This window comes from Compostibacter hankyongensis, from assembly GCF_039541075.1.
Lineage (GTDB): Bacteria > Bacteroidota > Bacteroidia > Chitinophagales > Chitinophagaceae > Compostibacter > Compostibacter hankyongensis.
On record NZ_BAABFN010000021.1, the window covers coordinates 137898 to 154268 of the forward strand.

At 43.7% G+C, this 16371-nt stretch carries 20 protein-coding genes; 17 read left to right on the forward strand and 3 right to left on the reverse strand.

Features of this window, described 5'->3' with window-relative positions; all coding sequences use genetic code 11:
* Position 1 precedes the first annotated feature (1 nt).
* Positions 2-439, reverse strand: a complete 438-nt coding sequence (gene mobA / locus ABD851_RS15945) for a conjugal transfer protein MobA (RefSeq protein ID WP_090971048.1) — start codon at positions 437-439, stop codon at positions 2-4.
* A gap of 676 nt (positions 440-1115) precedes the next feature.
* Between mobA and ABD851_RS15950 the strand changes: the two genes are divergently transcribed.
* Genes ABD851_RS15950 through ABD851_RS15965 form a run of 4 tightly spaced genes read left to right on the forward strand, consistent with a single transcriptional unit; the run spans position 1116 to position 3251 of the window.
* The gene (locus ABD851_RS15950) at positions 1116-1883 is read left to right on the forward strand and encodes a ParA family protein (protein WP_344981137.1); all 768 of its coding nucleotides are present in this window, start codon (positions 1116-1118) and stop codon (positions 1881-1883) included.
* Positions 1884-1888: 5 nt separating this feature from the next.
* Positions 1889-2323, forward strand: coding sequence for a DUF3408 domain-containing protein (locus ABD851_RS15955; protein WP_344981139.1), 435 nt, complete (start codon positions 1889-1891; stop codon positions 2321-2323).
* 11 nt (positions 2324-2334) lie between these two features.
* Positions 2335-2610 (forward strand): DUF3408 domain-containing protein, encoded by a 276-nt coding sequence (locus ABD851_RS15960; RefSeq protein WP_344981141.1) that lies wholly within the window; start codon positions 2335-2337, stop codon positions 2608-2610.
* A gap of 2 nt (positions 2611-2612) precedes the next feature.
* Positions 2613-3251, forward strand: a complete 639-nt coding sequence (locus ABD851_RS15965; RefSeq protein WP_344981143.1) for a conjugal transfer protein TraD — start codon at positions 2613-2615, stop codon at positions 3249-3251.
* 24 nt (positions 3252-3275) lie between these two features.
* On the opposite strand, the gene ABD851_RS15970 is transcribed toward ABD851_RS15965, so the two are convergent.
* Together ABD851_RS15970 and ABD851_RS15975 are read right to left on the reverse strand one after the other, a co-directional pair.
* Positions 3276-5927: a TrlF family AAA-like ATPase gene (locus ABD851_RS15970; protein WP_344981145.1), complete on the reverse strand. Its 2652-nt coding sequence runs from the start codon at positions 5925-5927 to the stop codon at positions 3276-3278.
* Positions 5928-5971: 44 nt separating this feature from the next.
* On the reverse strand, positions 5972-6262 hold the full coding sequence (locus ABD851_RS15975) for a helix-turn-helix domain-containing protein (RefSeq protein ID WP_045756339.1): 291 nt from the start codon (positions 6260-6262) through the stop codon (positions 5972-5974).
* Between the two features lie 206 nt (positions 6263-6468).
* Here ABD851_RS15975 and ABD851_RS15980 point away from each other — a divergent pair, with 206 nt between their 5' ends.
* From ABD851_RS15980 to ABD851_RS16035, 13 genes are all read left to right on the forward strand, one after another.
* A complete protein-coding gene (locus ABD851_RS15980) occupies positions 6469-6774 on the forward strand; it encodes a DUF4134 domain-containing protein (protein WP_045756338.1) in 306 nt (101 codons plus the stop codon).
* Positions 6775-6785: 11 nt separating this feature from the next.
* Positions 6786-7118, forward strand: coding sequence for a DUF4133 domain-containing protein (locus tag ABD851_RS15985; RefSeq protein ID WP_344981153.1), 333 nt, complete (start codon positions 6786-6788; stop codon positions 7116-7118).
* Positions 7115-8482, forward strand: coding sequence for a TraG family conjugative transposon ATPase (locus ABD851_RS18080; protein WP_425549961.1), 1368 nt, complete (start codon positions 7115-7117; stop codon positions 8480-8482). Before ABD851_RS15985 ends, ABD851_RS18080 begins: the two co-directional genes overlap by 4 nt.
* A 53-nt stretch (positions 8483-8535) precedes the next feature.
* Positions 8536-9672 carry a TraG family conjugative transposon ATPase gene (locus ABD851_RS18085; RefSeq protein ID WP_425549962.1) on the forward strand — a complete coding sequence of 379 codons (1137 nt, stop codon included), beginning with the start codon at positions 8536-8538 and terminating at the stop codon, positions 9670-9672.
* Positions 9673-9694: 22 nt separating this feature from the next.
* A complete protein-coding gene (locus ABD851_RS15995) occupies positions 9695-10327 on the forward strand; it encodes a DUF4141 domain-containing protein (RefSeq protein ID WP_344981155.1) in 633 nt (210 codons plus the stop codon).
* A 3-nt stretch (positions 10328-10330) separates the two neighbouring features.
* Positions 10331-11326 (forward strand): conjugative transposon protein TraJ, encoded by a 996-nt coding sequence (gene traJ, locus ABD851_RS16000; protein WP_090603238.1) that lies wholly within the window; start codon positions 10331-10333, stop codon positions 11324-11326.
* A 13-nt stretch (positions 11327-11339) separates the two neighbouring features.
* A complete protein-coding gene (traK, locus tag ABD851_RS16005; protein ID WP_344981161.1) occupies positions 11340-11963 on the forward strand; it encodes a conjugative transposon protein TraK in 624 nt (207 codons plus the stop codon).
* 10 nt (positions 11964-11973) lie between these two features.
* Positions 11974-12393, forward strand: coding sequence for a hypothetical protein (locus ABD851_RS16010; protein WP_344981163.1), 420 nt, complete (start codon positions 11974-11976; stop codon positions 12391-12393).
* Positions 12394-12406: 13 nt separating this feature from the next.
* Positions 12407-12694 (forward strand): nitrogen regulatory IIA protein, encoded by a 288-nt coding sequence (locus ABD851_RS16015; RefSeq protein WP_344981165.1) that lies wholly within the window; start codon positions 12407-12409, stop codon positions 12692-12694.
* Positions 12681-14006 carry a conjugative transposon protein TraM gene (traM, locus tag ABD851_RS16020; protein ID WP_344981167.1) on the forward strand — a complete coding sequence of 442 codons (1326 nt, stop codon included), beginning with the start codon at positions 12681-12683 and terminating at the stop codon, positions 14004-14006. The genes ABD851_RS16015 and traM overlap by 14 nt, the downstream gene beginning before the upstream one ends.
* 131 nt (positions 14007-14137) lie before the next feature.
* A complete protein-coding gene (gene traN, locus ABD851_RS16025; RefSeq protein WP_425549964.1) occupies positions 14138-15010 on the forward strand; it encodes a conjugative transposon protein TraN in 873 nt (290 codons plus the stop codon).
* Between the two features lie 17 nt (positions 15011-15027).
* On the forward strand, positions 15028-15585 hold the full coding sequence (locus tag ABD851_RS16030; protein ID WP_344981171.1) for a conjugal transfer protein TraO: 558 nt from the start codon (positions 15028-15030) through the stop codon (positions 15583-15585).
* 11 nt (positions 15586-15596) lie between these two features.
* A complete protein-coding gene (locus ABD851_RS16035) occupies positions 15597-16043 on the forward strand; it encodes a DUF3872 domain-containing protein (protein ID WP_344981172.1) in 447 nt (148 codons plus the stop codon).
* Positions 16044-16371: the final 328 nt, after the last annotated feature.

Genomic DNA, 16371 nt, shown 5'->3' on the forward strand with positions numbered 1-16371 from the left:
CTTATCTGTGTTTTTGCAGGTGTTCTTTTTCAAATTCCTGTGTTAGCTCAATCACTTTCCGGCACAAGTCCGCCATTTCTGCCGTCTGCTTTTCCAGTTTAAAGAGGTAAGCCGATGCCTTTTTTTCCGAGAAATTGCGGTAAAGTATCTTCACGATTTGGTTGTAATTCACGCCAACCGCTCTGAACTGGCTGTAAAAATTGGTAAGCCTCGTATGAAAATCGACTGCATCCATATCAATTTTTACGGTCTTGACTGGCTTCTGAAAGATGCAGGCTGTAATAAAATGTGCCATTACTTTCATTCCCGATTGCTCGAAAAATGTAAGGAATTTGGCATTTTCTTCGTCCGTAAGACGAAATACATAACGGTGGATGCTTGGGTTTGCTTTAGGCTTGCGCCCACCTTTGTTCTGTTCCTTTTTCTCTTTTCCATTCATTATAAAATCCATTTTAATATCCAACAAAACCCCGACTTCGGAGGGTGTTCTAAAGCTCCCTGCAAGGGCAAGTGGTTTTGAGGCACGAAACGGGTTTCGAGTGCCTCAAAACATAACTTGCTCTGTTCGGGTGAACAGAAAATCCGCCCTGCGGGTCGGATTGGGTAAAGCGGAAAAAAACGGCTTTGTGCCGTTCCACCCATAGTTTCCATTCTCCAATGATTTTTCCATTCGCCCTTTGCATTTAAGCCCTTACAAAGTAAGGGTAGCTTTTTCAAAGCATTGACCTATCCGCCACGACCAAACATTGCCAAAAAATGCCCCTAACTACCGCATTAAAAGAGTGCATCGGAATAACCTGCTTCTTTGCGCTATCAGTCACGCAAGCCTGTTTGCAGGCATCCGCTCCCGATGGCAGTTCTGAAAGACGGAGCGCAGGAATGCCGGACGGCATGAAAGCTATCCGGTAGCCATTCCATCGGGCAGGACGACAGGCAAGCCATCGGTCTTGCCTGTGTGAAAGCCGGAATGACGGCACGGCTGACTGAACGAATGATGGCAAGCCCGATAGATGGGATTGTATCAAGACTGCCGGACGGTGTGCAGGGATGACAGCCTTGTTTCACGCCGGATGGCAGGCAGTCCACGGAAATAGAAACTTAAAAATAGAATAGAAATGGAAGCAACAAACAAGACAAAATTCATTGCTTTTTCAAGCCAAAAAGGGGGCGTTGGGAAAAGCACGTTTACAACGGTTATGGCAAGCATACTTCATTACCAAATGGGTTATAATGTAGCCGTCTTTGACTGCGATTATCCACAGCACAGCATCTGCCAAATGAGGGAACGGGATTTGAAAGCGGTCATGCAGAACGAGGTGCTGAAAAAACTGGCGCACCGCCAATTTTCCACCATCAACAAAAAAGCCTATCCGGTACTGCAAAGCAAGGCTGACAATGCCCTAACGGATGCAGAAGCATTCGTACAGTCCTCGACCGTTCCCGTGGATGTGGTTTTCTTTGATTTGACCGGAACGGTGAACACTTCGGGCTTGCTGAACACACTGGCAGGAATGCACCATATCTTTTCGCCTATCACGGCAGACCGTGTGGTCATGGAAAGCACATTGAGCTTTACCGATGTGCTGACCAATGTCCTTATGAAACAAGGTCAGACCTCCATCGAAACCATACGGCTGTTTTGGAACATGGTCGATGGCAGGGAAAAATCGCAACTGTACGAAATCTACGGCAACGTCATTAACGAGGTCGGACTGCAAGCAATGGAAACACGCATTGCCGATAGCAAACGCTTCCGCAAGGAAAGCGAGGCAACGGCAAAGACCGTCTTCCGCTCCACGCTATTGCCCCCCGACAAAAGATTGACGAAAGCCTCCGGCTTGGACTTGTTCATCAGTGAATTTTTAAGAACCGTCAAACTATAACCGCTATGGAGAATAAAAATAAGAAAAAGCCGAATGCTCCGATTGACGAGGCATATCTCATGTCCATCATGGCGGGGGAAACAAAGAAGCCCCAACAGGTGATAGCCCCCCAAGAGCCAAGTGCAGAGCCGACAAAGGAAACGTCAACGGAAACGTCAACGGAAAAGCCCGTAACCAAAGAACGTACCCGACAAAAAAGGGCTTCCGATACGGGCTATGGCGAGCGTTTCCTCAATAGCCACACCATGTCACGCCGTGGCGATAAGAGCATTTACATCCGGCAGGAATACCACGAACGGCTTTCCCGTATCGTGCAGGTTATCGGCGAGGATAAAATACCTCTGTACGCCTATTTGGACAATATTCTCGAACATCATTTTGAACAATTCGAGAAAGCCATCACCGGTGATTTCAACAATAAGTTTAAACCCATTTTTTAAAGTATTCGATTATGAACAAGACACAGCAAAAACAACCGGAAAAGGTACTGCGCAAAGCGCATTACAAATCGGCATTTTTAAGACCAACAGGGGTCGTGGCAAGGTGCGGAAAATCGGTCTACATAAGTCCTGATTTCCATAAGAAATTATCCCGTATCGTCTTTTTGCTAGGAGAGGGAGAAATTACGCTTACCGATTACCTGCACAGTGTATTGAAACACCACTTTGAGGAGTTCGGAGAAGAAATAAAGATTATCTACGCCGACAAGCAAAAGCCAATCTTATAACTATGGAAACATTGATTGTAATATGCCTTATCATCGTCATTATCCTTTTGCTGAAAGATAAGGTGGTTATACATAAGACCATTCGTAGTGAAATAAAGCCGAAAAATAATAGCCCCGACCTGCCGGATATTATGGGGCTTTCAAAGCCTGTGGAACGCCATACCTTGTCACCGGATGCCACAAAGAGACAATCGGACGAACGTGACGGGATAGCTGATAATTTTGGAACAGAAACCTACGGGATAGGTTTTGGATTGGAAAATCCGCAGATTGAGGGAGAGCCGGATGAAGTTTTTAGGAGTATGTCCGATTTTGAAAATGAGGAAGACGAATGGGATGAGTACGGGTTTGAGGACAGCGACAATGAGTTTGCCACAGGGGTTACCTTTGATGAACTGACAACCGTGGGGGCATGGTTGGAGCAAGATACACTTGAACCTGCCCAGCAACAGAAAGCGGTGGATATAGTTCAGCGATTACAGGGAACGGAATTGTTAAGTCTGCTCGAAAACTCAATGGATGGGGCTTCACGGAAGATTGCAGAGTTGTTGGACAAGAGCCTCTCCGCCGGAACGGATTTCAGTTCTCCCGATTTGCGGAAAAGTGATTTAGAGGATTTCGACATTGGGGAGTTTGTGTAAGCAAACTCCCCAATGTATTTCATATTACAAAGCAAATCCTGAGAGTAATTTTCTGTCTCGCTTCTTAAAAGCTTCTTCTCCTCCCTCCAATTTAAGTAAACTTTTCCTATGGGTAAGGTTCTCTATTGTAGTTGATATGATTTCTGTAAAGACTTTTTCTTTCGGTATTTCCAAAATATGGATAAGCTCTGCATCTCCATTGACCACAAAATTGGCATTGTGTGTAGCAAAAATTATTTGCCTTTCATTTTTCTTTTCTTTAATCAAATCGACCAAATATTCTGCAATTAACCTATTATCCAAATGCGCTTCTGGCTCATCAATTAGTAACGGTTTAACACCCGTCATAAGTAAGGTTACTACAACTGCGGTACATCTTTGACCAAAAGAGCAAGATGTTAGGGGTGATTTGCCATAGAAACCTATTATTTGCACATTTTCAGATATGTTGTAGATATTCCGCTTTATGAGTCGCTTATAAATTGCAAAGTTTGATTTTTTCTCAAATATTTCATAAAATACCCTGCCATAAAGCGAATTTCTATCTATCGGCTTTTGACTAAGTTGTTCTATAAACTGTTCGTAAGTTAGATTTAAAAAGTCTTCATTAGGTTCTATTTGACTTAAACACCAATAAATATTATCCCAAGATAAACTTGGTTTATGATATGACTGAAAATGATTTCTAAAGGCTTGGTTTAATCTATCTGTATATTTTTCTCGATAGAACTCATACTTAAAGCTAATTTTTTCTACATTGTCGTTAGTAATATTCAAATCGTTGTTTATAGCTTCAAGACGAGTATTAATAATTTCCTCACATTGCTGTACTATTTCTTTTATATCCGACGTCTGGTCGTTAACTTTTTGTAGTTGCTCTTTCTTTAACTGTATTTTTTTACTGAGTTCTGCTATTTCATTTGTTACGGTCGCAATATTTGAAGTTGCCCTATCTACATCGGCAATACTATCGGGTGTACTCCCAATTGATGTAAAATAATCTACGATTTGTTGTTTTAGTGATGCTAATTCTGCTTTTTTATCTTCCAAAATTTTATCTGTGTTTGGAAAAGTTTTTAAGGTTGTCTTATAACCTATTCCTTGCTCATCACTAAAACGTGTTATTTCTTCAATAGCATCGATATGGTTTATTATCTCAATCAATCTTTGCCCATATTCATCAGTATTATTGTTCAAGTCTATTGACAAGCACAATTCCGTTAGTTGCGAAAAGAAATCACTATACTGTTCTTTGTTTTGGTTTATTTTTTCAATTTCGGCAGTTACTTCATTTACTTTTTGTGATAGTTCTTTATATTGTTCATTCTCTATTGAGGCAACAATTTTTCTATCGTTCTCCAAAGATGTTTTCTTTTGTTCTAAATCCGTCCCCAATGATACAATATCTGATATTATTTTAATGCTATCATCTATCAGTTGAAGTTTAGAGGCAAGTATTTTTTCTTTTTCTAAATAGTCGCTTACAACTGCTTTAATACGTTCGTTAAAAATTAAATCTGTGAGTTTGTTACCCGATGAAAGTTCTTCTACTTTGCCCTGACTAATAAATTCTATTTCATTTGTACCTGAAATGGTAACGTATTCTTCAGTGTTGTTTTTAAGAATGTCTTTCCCGTCAACCAATATTTTATTGTTTTCAAAAAATTCTGTTCTTTCGCCTAACCGTTCTGCTATAAGATTTATGATTGTGCTTTTTCCTGCACCACGACCGCCAATAATACAAGTGAAATAAGGGCTAAAAAATATTTCTTCTTTTAATTCTGTCAAACAAAACTCTTGCTCTGTATTTGTCTGCAAATTTTTAAGTACAGTATTTTCAGGAAGATTAAACTTAATACTGTCAATTGTCCTATAAGGTTTCCTAATAGCATCGTTATTATCAACTCTGTATTTTGGCTCAAATAAAATTTGTTTTAATCCCTCAAATATAGGTTCACTTTTTATCCAAGTTGTTTTACTCCCAATATTACCAATAGAATGAGCATCACTACACACTACATTTGGTTTTGGCTTAAACCCAAGATTAGCTCTACCGTTATCTGTACTCAAAAAGAATGCTGTATCTTCTTTTCGACCAAACATAATATGTGAAAGTTCATCTAACTTTTTAGCCAATTCAATACTTCTTGGCTTACTACTTGGATGAAAACCACCATAACCATTGGGAACGCCAACAATTAAATAATCCGAGCTGTTAAAGTCTTTTTTCAATTGAGTTATTAAAGTGTCAACAGAAATGGTCACTTTGTCAAATCCTATTGAATTTATACTATCATAGCTACAATAAACAGATGTAGAAGATGCAATATTATTTAACTCAATTCTTGCTAATGTATCGTTTATAGCCTTAATCGAAATAGTTTCTGGATTGAATAATACGTGTATATTTATATATTCCCCACTACCGTTAGTATCATTTGTTCTAAACTCAATATTAGGGATGACATACACATCATTTCCCAATTCTGTTATAATCTCATTATATTCATTTTCGTGAATTATGAAATAGTTGGTTAATCCAATAACTTTTAACTCTTTGTCTTTAATAGCCTTGCAAAATACATCAACTCCACAATTATATTGACAATTCATATTTGTGTATGGACTATGTAAATGTAAATCCCACTTACCCCAAAAAGAACCTATATTACTCATAACTTTAATTTTTTGATACAGTATTTGTTATCGAAATGCTGAAGTCATAACGGTTTATTTTTTAAATCATTCAGCACGATTTTTAATGCTTTTATACCATTTTCTTTGTCGTCTATAATCGCTCTTATTTTGTCAGAGAGCCACAAAACCAATAATTCATTTAATGGTACTTCCAAAAATTCAGCAAGCCTTTCCAAATGCTTTTTCGGCAATAGCTTTTCTTCATTCTCAACCTTACTAATAAAAGCATTATCCAGTTCTAAGTATGCGCCAATTTCTCTTATAAATAGCCCCTTTTCTTCCCGTAATTCTTTTATGTATTTACCTAAAGCCATGATTGAATTTTTAAGACTTGTCTAAATAAATCAAATTTAAGAAATATTGGCTAATAAACAAGCAGGTGAATTACTAATAAACGCCACTCACTGCCAATTCATTCCACTGATTTCCAGTTTTCCATAACGCTTCGATTTCCATAAGACTTTTGTTGCGATAGCCCGCACGAGGTGGGCAAGTAGTAACAATTTAATTCAGTTAAATCATGGTAAAACAAAGCAAAAAAGTGTTGCTGACAGGCGTTGCGTTCCTGTCGGCATTCGGTGTGTTCGCACAGGGCAACGGCTCGGCAGGTATCACCGAAGCCACGCAGATGGTGACATCCTATTTCGACCCTGCGACCCAATTAATTTATGCGATTGGGGCTGTGGTCGGGTTAATCGGTGGCGTAAAGGTGTACAACAAATTTAGTAGCGGTGACCCCGATACAAGCAAGACTGCGGCGTCGTGGTTTGGGGCTTGTATCTTCCTCATCGTAGCGGCGACCATTCTCCGCTCATTCTTCCTTTAAGCCGACGACCTATGAGCAATTACAATATCAATAAAGGTATCGGAAGAACGGTCGAGTTCAAAGGACTGAAAGCACAGTACCTGTTCATCTTCGCAGGTGGTCTGCTCGGCGTGCTTATCCTCGTCATGGTCATGTACATGGCAGGGGTAAACTCCTACGTGTGCCTGCTTGTGGGGGCAGGCGGTGCATCGCTCATCGTTTGGCAAACATTCGCATTGAACGGCAAGTACGGCGAACACGGATTGATGAAAATCGGGGCAAAGAAAAGGCATCCGAAATACATCATCTGTCGCAGAGCCGTACACCGCTATTTAAAGTTCACTTCTAAATCCAGTCATTTATGAGAAATACAGGAAAAGCCACAACGTTGGAAAGCAAGTTTCCATTACTGGCGGTGGAAAACAACTGCATCATTTCAAAGGATGCAGACATCACGGCTTGCTTTCGGGTACACCTGCCGGAACTGTTCACGGTAGCTTCGGCGGAATACGATGCCATACACTCGGCATGGCACAAGGCTATCAAGACCTTGCCGGACTACACCATTGTCCATAAACAGGACTGGTACATCAAGGAAAGTTATGCGCCGGATATTGCACAGGACGGATTGAGTTTCCTTGCAAAGTCCTATCAGCAACATTTCAATGAACGTCCTTTTTTAAACCACTACTGTTACCTGTTCCTAACCAAGACGACCAAAGAACGGATGCGGATGCAGAGCAACTTTAGTTCGCTTTGCAAAGGTGTCCTTATCCCGAAAGAAATAAGGGATAAAGAAACCGTCCGAAAGTTCATGGAAGCGGTGGCACAGTTTGAGCGTATTGTCAACGATAGCGGTTTTGTGAAACTGGAACGCTTGACCGAGGATGACATCATCGGCACAGGCGAAAAACAGGGATTGCTCGAACAGTACCTTACCCTGTCGAGGGAAGCCGAAACGCCCATGCAGGATATAGCTTTGGGAAGCGAGGACGTGCGAATCGGCAACAAAAGGCTGTGCCTGCACACCCTGTCCGATACGGACGATTTGCCCAACACGGTATCGGCAAATACGAGGTATGAAAAGCTGTCCACGGACAGGAGCGATTGCCTGTTGTCCTTTGCCTCTCCCGTGGGCTTGCTCCTTAGCTGTAACCATATCTACAACCAATACCTGTTTTTGGATAACAGCGATGAGAACCTGCGGAAGTTTGAAAAGTCAGCCCGCAATATGCACTCACTGGCAAGGTACAGCCGTGCCAATCAGATTAACAAAGAGTGGATTGAAAGGTATCTGAACGAAGCGCACAGCTTCGGGCTATCCTCCATCCGTGCGCACTTCAATGTGATGGCGTGGTCGGATGACGCAAGCGAACTAAAACAGCTAAAGAACGATACGGGCAGTGCGCTCGCTTTGATGGAATGCAAGCCGAGGCATAACACGGTGGATGTTGCGACACTGTATTGGGCAGGCATGGCAGGAAATGCAGGCGACTTTCCGGCAGAGGAAAGTTTTTATACGTTCATTGAACCTGCGCTGTGTTTCTTCACCGAGGAAACCAACTACCTAAATTCGCCATCGCCTTTCGGTATCAAGATGGCAGACCGATTGACGGGAAAGCCCATCCATTTGGACATATCAGATTTGCCTATGAAGCGGGGCATTATCACAAATCGCAATCGCTTCGTGTTAGGCCCATCTGGGGGTTGGCGGGCTATTCTTAATTGAGTAGCCCGCCAACCCTCCAAACTGGAAGTGGAAAATCATTCTTCACCAATCACATGGTGAGGCAGTATTATGAGCAAGGCTCTCATGTACTATTGGTCGATACGGGCAACTCTTATCAAGGGCTGTGCGAACTGATTAAGGGAAAGACAAAGGGAAAAGACGGTGTGTATTTTACCTACACCGAAGACAACCCGATAGCATTCAATCCATTTTATACGGATGACGGCGTATTCGACATTGAGAAAAGGGAAAGTATCAAAACGCTCATCCTTACGCTTTGGAAGCGTGATGACGAACCGCCGACCCGTTCAGAGGAAGTGGCGTTGTCCAATGCCGTGAGCGGTTATATCGACCGTATCAAGCAAAGCGGTGAATATCCCTCTTTCAATGGATTTTACGAATACGTAAAAGGTGACTACAAAAAGGTACTGGAAGACAAACAGGTAAGGGAAAAAGACTTTGACCTCGCAAATTTTCTGAACGTGCTTGAACCCTATTACAAGGGCGGAGAGTACGACTATCTGTTGAACTCCGACAAGCAACTTGACCTGCTTTCCAAACGCTTTATCGTGTTTGAAATTGATGCGATTAAAGACCACAAAATCCTCTTTCCCATAGTGACAATCATCATTATGGAAGTATTCATCAATAAGATGCGTAGGCTCAAAGGTGTGCGCAAAATGATACTGATTGAGGAAGCGTGGAAAGCCATCGCCAAAGAGGGAATGGCAGAGTACATCAAGTACCTGTTTAAGACCGTCCGCAAATTTTTTGGTGAGGCTATCGTGGTCACGCAGGAAGTGGACGACATCATCCAGTCACCCGTGGTCAAGGAAAGTATCATCAACAATTCCGACTGTAAAATCCTGCTTGACCAACGCAAGTACATGAACAAATTCGATGACATCCAAGCGATGCTCGGACTGACGGAAAAGGAAAAATCCCAAATCCTTTCCATCAATCAGAACAATGACCCGTCAAGGCTTTACAAAGAGGTATGGATTGGGCTTGGCGGTACGCATTCCGCCGTGTATGCCACAGAGGTATCGCTCGAAGAATATTTGGCATACACCACAGAGGAAACCGAAAAAATGGAAGTCATGCAACTGGCATCCGAACTGGACGGCAATGTGGAACTGGCGATAAAACGCATTGCCCAACAGAGACGTGAGAACGCAAATAATTATTAATCATTTTTAAAAATCAGAGACAATGAAGAAAACAATGTTACTGGTGTGTACGGCATTTATGCTTGCCGTTGCACCGTCCGCAAAGGCACAATGGATTGTGACCGACCCTGCAAACCTTGCATCGGGTATCATCAACAGCGCAAATGAAATCATACAGACTTCATCCACCGTATCGAACGTGGTAAAAAACTTCAACGAAGTAAAAAAAGTGTATGAACAGGGCAAGGAGTATTACGACAAACTGAAAGCCGTAAGCAACCTTGTGAAAGATGCCCGTAAGGTGCAACAGACTGTGCTACTCGTGGGCGATGTGTCCGAAATGTACGTGAACAATTTCGGCAAAATGATGAACGACCCAAATTTCAGTCCGCAGGAACTGACGGCAATCGCTAACGGGTATTCCATTCTCTTGAACGAAAGTACGGAACTGCTGAAAGAGTTGAAACAGATTGTTACCTCGACCTCGCTTTCACTGAACGATAAAGAGCGTATGGACATCATCGACAGGGTTTACAAAGAGGTCAAGGACTACCATAGCCTTGTCCGGTATTTCACCAACAAGAATATTTCCGTGAGCATTTTGAGGGCTAAAAAACAGAACAACACCCAAAGGGTGCTTGAACTGTACGGAACTGCTGAACAAAAATACTGGTAAGCTATGGAATGGAACAATCTTCACGAACTCCTGCGTTCGCTTTACGATGAGATGCTCCCACTGTCCGCCGATATGGCGACAGTGGCTAAGGGCATCGCCGGATTGGGCGCACTGTTCTACGTGGCACTGAAAGTTTGGCAGGCATTGAGCCGTGCAGAACCGATAGACGTGTTTCCGCTCCTGCGACCTTTCGCCATCGGGCTTTGCATTATGTTCTTCCCGACCATCGTATTGGGAACTATCAATGCGGTATTAAGTCCGGTCGTAAAAGGCACAAACGCCATGCTCGAAAACCAAGTGCTTGACCTCAACAAATTGCAGGAACAAAAAGACCTATTGGAGAGAGAGGCGATGCTCCGCAATCCCGAAACCGCTTACCTCGTAAGCGATGAGGAATTTGACAAGAAACTGGACGAATTGGGATGGTCGCCGTCCGATTTGGTTGCCATATCCGGTATGTACATGGAGCGTGGAATGTACGATTTAAAGAAAAGCATCCGTGACTGGTTTCGGGAGCTACTGGAAGTCCTTTTCCAAGCATCCGCTTTGGTCATAGACACCATACGGACATTCTTTCTTATCGTGCTGTCCATTCTCGGGCCGATAGCTTTTGCGATAAGTGTATGGGATGGTTTTCAATCCACACTTACGCAATGGCTGACCCGATATATCAGCGTGTACCTGTGGTTGCCCATCGCAGATATGTTCAGCTCCATGCTCGCCAAGATACAATCCCTCATCATCGAACGGGATATTGATATGCTTGCCGACCCGACCTACATCCCCGACACATCCAACACCGTGTATATCATCTTCATGATAATTGGCATAGTGGGCTACTTCACCGTTCCAACGGTGGCAGGTTGGGTAATACAGGCAGGGGGCGCAGGAAACTTCATGCGCAACGTAAACTCTACGGCATCGAAAACCGGAAACATCGCCGGAGCGGGGACGGGGGCTGTTGCAGGCAATATCGGTGGCAGGTTAATGAACAAATAAAAATCAAGAAGCAATGGAATTTAAGACACTAAGAAATATCGAAAACAGCTTTAGGCAAATACGGCTGTATGCCATTGTATTTGCGGTACTCTGCATCGCTGTGGTAGGTTATGCCGTATGGCAGTCCTACCAGTTTGCCGAGGCACAACGCCAAAAAATATATGTACTGGACAAAGGCAAGTCTTTGATGCTGGCACTGTCACAGGATGCAAGCATCAACAGACCTGTTGAGGCAAGGGAACATGTTAAGCGTTTCCATGAACTGTTCTTTACGCTCGCACCCGATAAGAACGCTATTGAAAGTAACATGAAAAGGGCTTTTAATCTTGCCGACAAATCGGCTTTTGATTATTACAAAGACCTCTCGGAAAAAGGATATTACAACCGTATCATTTCGGGCAATGTGCAACAGCGTATCGAAGTGGACAGCGTGGTCTGCAACTTCGACACCTATCCCTATGCCGTAAAAACGTATGCCAAACAGTATATCATCCGTCCAAGCAACGTGACCAAACGGAATTTGGTCACTTCATGCCTATTGTTGAACTCGGTCAAGTCTGACAACAACCCACAGGGCTTCAATATCGAAAAGTTTGCCGTGTTGGAAAACAGGGATATAGAAGTCGTAGACCGTTAAAGCCAAGATTATGGAAGCAATATCAGATTTAAACACGTTTGCCAAAATCCTTACCGCAAAAGGGTATGACGGCTATTTCCATACGCAGGGTGCGTATGCCGGAAAACTGAAAGCAAGCATCAGCGAATATCTCGCAGGTTGCCCCAAAGGTGTAGCTAAACAGGAGTTGTTGCTGTCGTGCTTTCTGCAATGGGCAGGCGAAGACCTGCCCAGGGTAGAATGCCTTATGAGGGTGAAGTACCTAAACGGCAAATTCTTCCTCAACAGCATGGAAGTTGCGAAAAAAGACCGTTACGGGCAATTACTGAAACAAACGGAACTCTCCGACCTGTCGGTCGTGACCGCTCCCAACGCAAAGGAAGCAATCGCTATGGTCAGCGATGCGCCTGCACAAAAGGCTACTTCCCAAAACAGGCGTTTCAAGCACTAAACATGGTCAAGGCATGAAAAATCTAAGAACAACAATCAGTAACTGGTTTGACAAGCTCGATGGGCAGTGGCGGACGATGCCTGTTGCAAAACAGCACCGCTATACGCTACTGCTCTTTTTGGGCTATGCGCTATTGTCCGTTGCCGTGCTGTTGAAAGTGTGCTATGATGTAGCAAAGTCCGATAGCACCCTAACCATAGAGCATATCGAAAACCCGATTAACGGGCAAAACAAATCCTCGGTTTCTCCGCAGGATAGTATTAACAAAATCTTAAAACGTAAAATGTATGAAAGACAGTGAAAACAAAAGGGTAAGTTTTTTGGTCGAAGATGACGACCCAAAAAACGGAATGGATGCACCGCAGGACGGTGCGCAGAGCAAAGCCGAAAAGCTAAAGAAGCCCATCATTTTTGCCCTCATGGGCGTGGTATTCTTCGGCTGTATGTACCTAATCTTCAAACCATCCTCCGACAAGAAAACGGTTGATGATATTGGTCTGAACGATGCCGTACCACAGGCGAGCGATGCAGGGCTTCAATCCGATAAGCAAAAGGCTTACGAACAGGAAATGCTCGAACAGAAGATGCAGGAAAAGCGCAATGCGCTCCTGTCACTGTCCGATTATTGGAGCGAGGACAGTACCGCCGATCCGGAAGCGGAGCAACCGGATGAGGACTACGAAGACGGCTTCGCTTACGGCGGTGGTACACGCAGGAACAGCAACCCTGCATTGAACAGTTACCGAAGTGCGCAAAGTACGCTGACCTCGTTCTACGACAACAGCGACTACGAAACGCAGGAACTCCGCAGACAGGTTGAGGAACTGAAAGAGCAACTGGCAGAAAAAGACGTACCGCCTGTAACGACCGTGGAAGACCAACTGGCTTTGATGGAAAAGTCATACGAAATGGCATCCCGTTACCTGCCCTCAAATCCGGCACAGACGGGAAATGCGGACACAACAGCTTCGGCAAAGAGTACCTCACAAAAAGAGCATTTCGTGGCATTCACCCCCGTAAGGAAAAATACGGTTTCCGCATTGTACCGTGAACCGACCGACAGTGCTTTTTTGGCAAACTGGAACGAAACCCGAAACCGTGGCTTTTATACGGCAGGCGTTTCGGAACAGGTCATACAACCGAAAAACAGCATTAGGGCTGTGGTGCAGGAAACACAGACCGTGACGGGTGAAAGCGGTGTACGGTTGCGTTTGTTGGAAACGGCGCAAACTTCCGTCCGTTCCATTCCGGCAGGAACGGTACTGACGGCTAATGCCAAGTTCCAAAGTGGTAGGTTGCAGTTAAAGGTAACATCCATCGAATATGAGGGCAACATTATTCCGGTCGATATAACTGTGTATGACGTGGACGGACAGCAAGGTCTGTATGTGCCATATTCTCCCGAAATGAACGCCCTAACCGAAATAGCTTCCAACATGAGCCAAACAGGGGGAACAAGTATCATGATGACACGCTCGGCAGGGCAACAGATGGCAGGCGACCTTTCCCGTGGTGTGGTGCAGGGCGTATCGGGTTACTTCTCCAAGAAATTGAGGACACCGAAAGTAACCGTCAAAGCCGGTCATCAGCTATTCCTCGTTTCAAAAAATTAATGTTTAACTAAAATCAAAAAGAAAATGAAATGTTCATGTTTCCAAAAAAACAAACACACATGGACATTCCATATCTCCATTAAAAAATAAATAATAACGATATGAACGCAATATTTAAAAGCCTCATGGCAATGGTCTGTTTAACGGTCTTTATCACAGGTGCGAATGCACAGCAAATTGCATCCAGTACAACAAAATTGAGCATGGGCAAGGTTGACCCTTACGAAATGCAGGTGACGTACAACAAAACCTCGCACCTCATATTCCCGTCCGCAATCCGCTACGTGGATTTGGGCAGTGAATACCTTATTGCAGGCAAAGCCGAAGATGCGGAAAACGTACTCCGTATAAAGGCAAGCGTAAGGGATTTTGACGAGGAAACCAATTTTTCGGTCATCACGGACGATGGTCGGTTTTACAATTTCAACGTCTTTTACAGCCCTTATCCTTCAACACTGAATTATTATTTGCTGACCATGCAAAAGGCATCGGACAGGGAAAACGGCAACGATGTTCTATTTGAGGAATTGGGGGGCAATTCGCCGTCACTGGCAGGGTTGCTCATGGAAACGATTTATAAAAGGAACAAAAGAATTGTAAAGCATATCGGGGCGAAAAGCTACGGCATACAATTCCTGCTGAAAGGTATCTACGTCCATAACGGAAAATTCTATTTCCATACGGAACTGCGCAATAAAAGCAATGTTCCGTTCAACATTGACTTTGTGAATTTCAAGGTCGTGGACAAGAAAGTCGCCAAGCGTACCGTGGTGCAGGAAAAGGCAATGAACCCGTTGCGTATGTACAAAACGCTCGGTGAAATAACGGGCAATACCACCGACCAAAACGTGTTCCTGCTTGACCAGTTTACCATCACGGATGACAAGGTTTTGGTTATCGAAATCTTTGAAAAGGACGGGGGCAGACAACAGGTATTGCAGGTGGAAAACTCCGACCTCGTACACGCCAAGCTGATAAGCGATATGCACCTAAAGATTAATTAACCCAAAAAGAACGAACAATGATGAGATACATTTTTGCCGTGGTGCTTGCCATGCTAAGCATGACGGCGGTACAGGCACAGCGGATGCTCCCCAAACAAAAGGGATTGGAAATAAACGCAGGTATGTTGTCCAAAGAGATAAGCGACAATTACTATCTGAATTTGACATTGACCGTGAACGGAAAGAATGGCAATTACTGGATATGGGGTGCGGAGTACACCCATCAGTTTTCCGGTTACAGGGATGTACAGATACCGCTCGAAACCTATACGGGCGAGGTGGGTTACAGTCTTCAGCTATTGGGCGATGCAAGAAAGACCGTCACGCTGAATGCAGGGCTTACAGCCGTGGCAGGTTACGAAACCATCAACCGGAGCGAAGCAATGTTGCCGGATGGTTCGACCATCCTTGACAAAGACAATTTTGTCTATGGTACAGGCGGACAGCTCACGCTCGAAACGTACCTGTCCGACCGTTTTGTCCTGCTCCTGCAAGGGCGGACAAAAGTATTATGGGGTACGAATTTGAAACAGTTTCGTCCATCGGCAGGGATTGGACTAAGGTTTAACTTTTAAATTGATTTGCAATGAAAACATTAATCAGAAAATACAGACTTCATTTACAGGCAATGTTCATGCTCACAGCGATGTTGGTCTGCGCCGTGGTGCTGACCTCATGCGAAAAAGACGAACTCGACATCAGGCAGAATTACCCGTTTGAGGTACAGGTAATGCCTGTTCCAAAGGATGTGTCAAATGGTCAAACCGTAGAAATAAGGGTAACGATACAGCGAAGCGGAAATTTCAGTGATACAAATTACTACATCCGTTATTTCCAGTTTGACGGACAGGGAGCATTGCGCTATTACAGTGAACCGCCGTATATGCCCAATGACGTGTACCTATTACCACAGACACAATTTAGGCTGTATTACACCTCGCAATCCACCGTATCACAGTCGTTTGATATTTGGATTTCGGACAACTTCGGGAATGAGAAGCAAATAAGTTTCCAGTTTAACAGCCGTGATTAAAGAAAGAAAATCCCGTCCAACGTGGCGGGATTTTTTGATAGATTTAATATGTAGCGTACTTTACTCCTAAAGGACAGGATTATAATATTGTGTATAATAAATCGCTTTGTTATCTTTGCTAATAGAAAATATTAAAATACTTAAAGTGTTTTTGCTTTAAGTCTCGATACTAAAAACTGGTAATTTTTAAACCCCGAGACAATAAGTAAGGACGCTCACGTTATGGCGTGGGCGCTCGCTTATTCGTATCCGCCCGACCAAGTGCATATTTCCTGAGCGTTGTATAATGCAGAACTTTGCTTAATGAGCAAAGAAGAAAAGAGATCAC

What these genes read in the sequence shown, in the direction of transcription:
- mobA (WP_090971048.1), bottom strand. Translation starts at nt 439, where the DNA reads ATGAATGGAAAAGAGAAAAAGGAACAGAACAAAGGTGGGCGCAAGCCT.
- ABD851_RS15950 (WP_344981137.1), top strand. Translation starts at nt 1,116, where the DNA reads ATGGAAGCAACAAACAAGACAAAATTCATTGCTTTTTCAAGCCAAAAA.
- ABD851_RS15955 (WP_344981139.1), top strand. Translation starts at nt 1,889, where the DNA reads ATGGAGAATAAAAATAAGAAAAAGCCGAATGCTCCGATTGACGAGGCA.
- ABD851_RS15960 (WP_344981141.1), top strand. Translation starts at nt 2,335, where the DNA reads ATGAACAAGACACAGCAAAAACAACCGGAAAAGGTACTGCGCAAAGCG.
- ABD851_RS15965 (WP_344981143.1), top strand. Translation starts at nt 2,613, where the DNA reads ATGGAAACATTGATTGTAATATGCCTTATCATCGTCATTATCCTTTTG.
- ABD851_RS15970 (WP_344981145.1), bottom strand. Translation starts at nt 5,927, where the DNA reads ATGAGTAATATAGGTTCTTTTTGGGGTAAGTGGGATTTACATTTACAT.
- ABD851_RS15975 (WP_045756339.1), bottom strand. Translation starts at nt 6,262, where the DNA reads ATGGCTTTAGGTAAATACATAAAAGAATTACGGGAAGAAAAGGGGCTA.
- ABD851_RS15980 (WP_045756338.1), top strand. Translation starts at nt 6,469, where the DNA reads ATGGTAAAACAAAGCAAAAAAGTGTTGCTGACAGGCGTTGCGTTCCTG.
- ABD851_RS15985 (WP_344981153.1), top strand. Translation starts at nt 6,786, where the DNA reads ATGAGCAATTACAATATCAATAAAGGTATCGGAAGAACGGTCGAGTTC.
- ABD851_RS18080 (WP_425549961.1), top strand. Translation starts at nt 7,115, where the DNA reads ATGAGAAATACAGGAAAAGCCACAACGTTGGAAAGCAAGTTTCCATTA.
- ABD851_RS18085 (WP_425549962.1), top strand. Translation starts at nt 8,536, where the DNA reads ATGGTGAGGCAGTATTATGAGCAAGGCTCTCATGTACTATTGGTCGAT.
- ABD851_RS15995 (WP_344981155.1), top strand. Translation starts at nt 9,695, where the DNA reads ATGAAGAAAACAATGTTACTGGTGTGTACGGCATTTATGCTTGCCGTT.
- traJ (WP_090603238.1), top strand. Translation starts at nt 10,331, where the DNA reads ATGGAATGGAACAATCTTCACGAACTCCTGCGTTCGCTTTACGATGAG.
- traK (WP_344981161.1), top strand. Translation starts at nt 11,340, where the DNA reads ATGGAATTTAAGACACTAAGAAATATCGAAAACAGCTTTAGGCAAATA.
- ABD851_RS16010 (WP_344981163.1), top strand. Translation starts at nt 11,974, where the DNA reads ATGGAAGCAATATCAGATTTAAACACGTTTGCCAAAATCCTTACCGCA.
- ABD851_RS16015 (WP_344981165.1), top strand. Translation starts at nt 12,407, where the DNA reads ATGAAAAATCTAAGAACAACAATCAGTAACTGGTTTGACAAGCTCGAT.
- traM (WP_344981167.1), top strand. Translation starts at nt 12,681, where the DNA reads ATGAAAGACAGTGAAAACAAAAGGGTAAGTTTTTTGGTCGAAGATGAC.
- traN (WP_425549964.1), top strand. Translation starts at nt 14,138, where the DNA reads ATGGTCTGTTTAACGGTCTTTATCACAGGTGCGAATGCACAGCAAATT.
- ABD851_RS16030 (WP_344981171.1), top strand. Translation starts at nt 15,028, where the DNA reads ATGATGAGATACATTTTTGCCGTGGTGCTTGCCATGCTAAGCATGACG.
- ABD851_RS16035 (WP_344981172.1), top strand. Translation starts at nt 15,597, where the DNA reads ATGAAAACATTAATCAGAAAATACAGACTTCATTTACAGGCAATGTTC.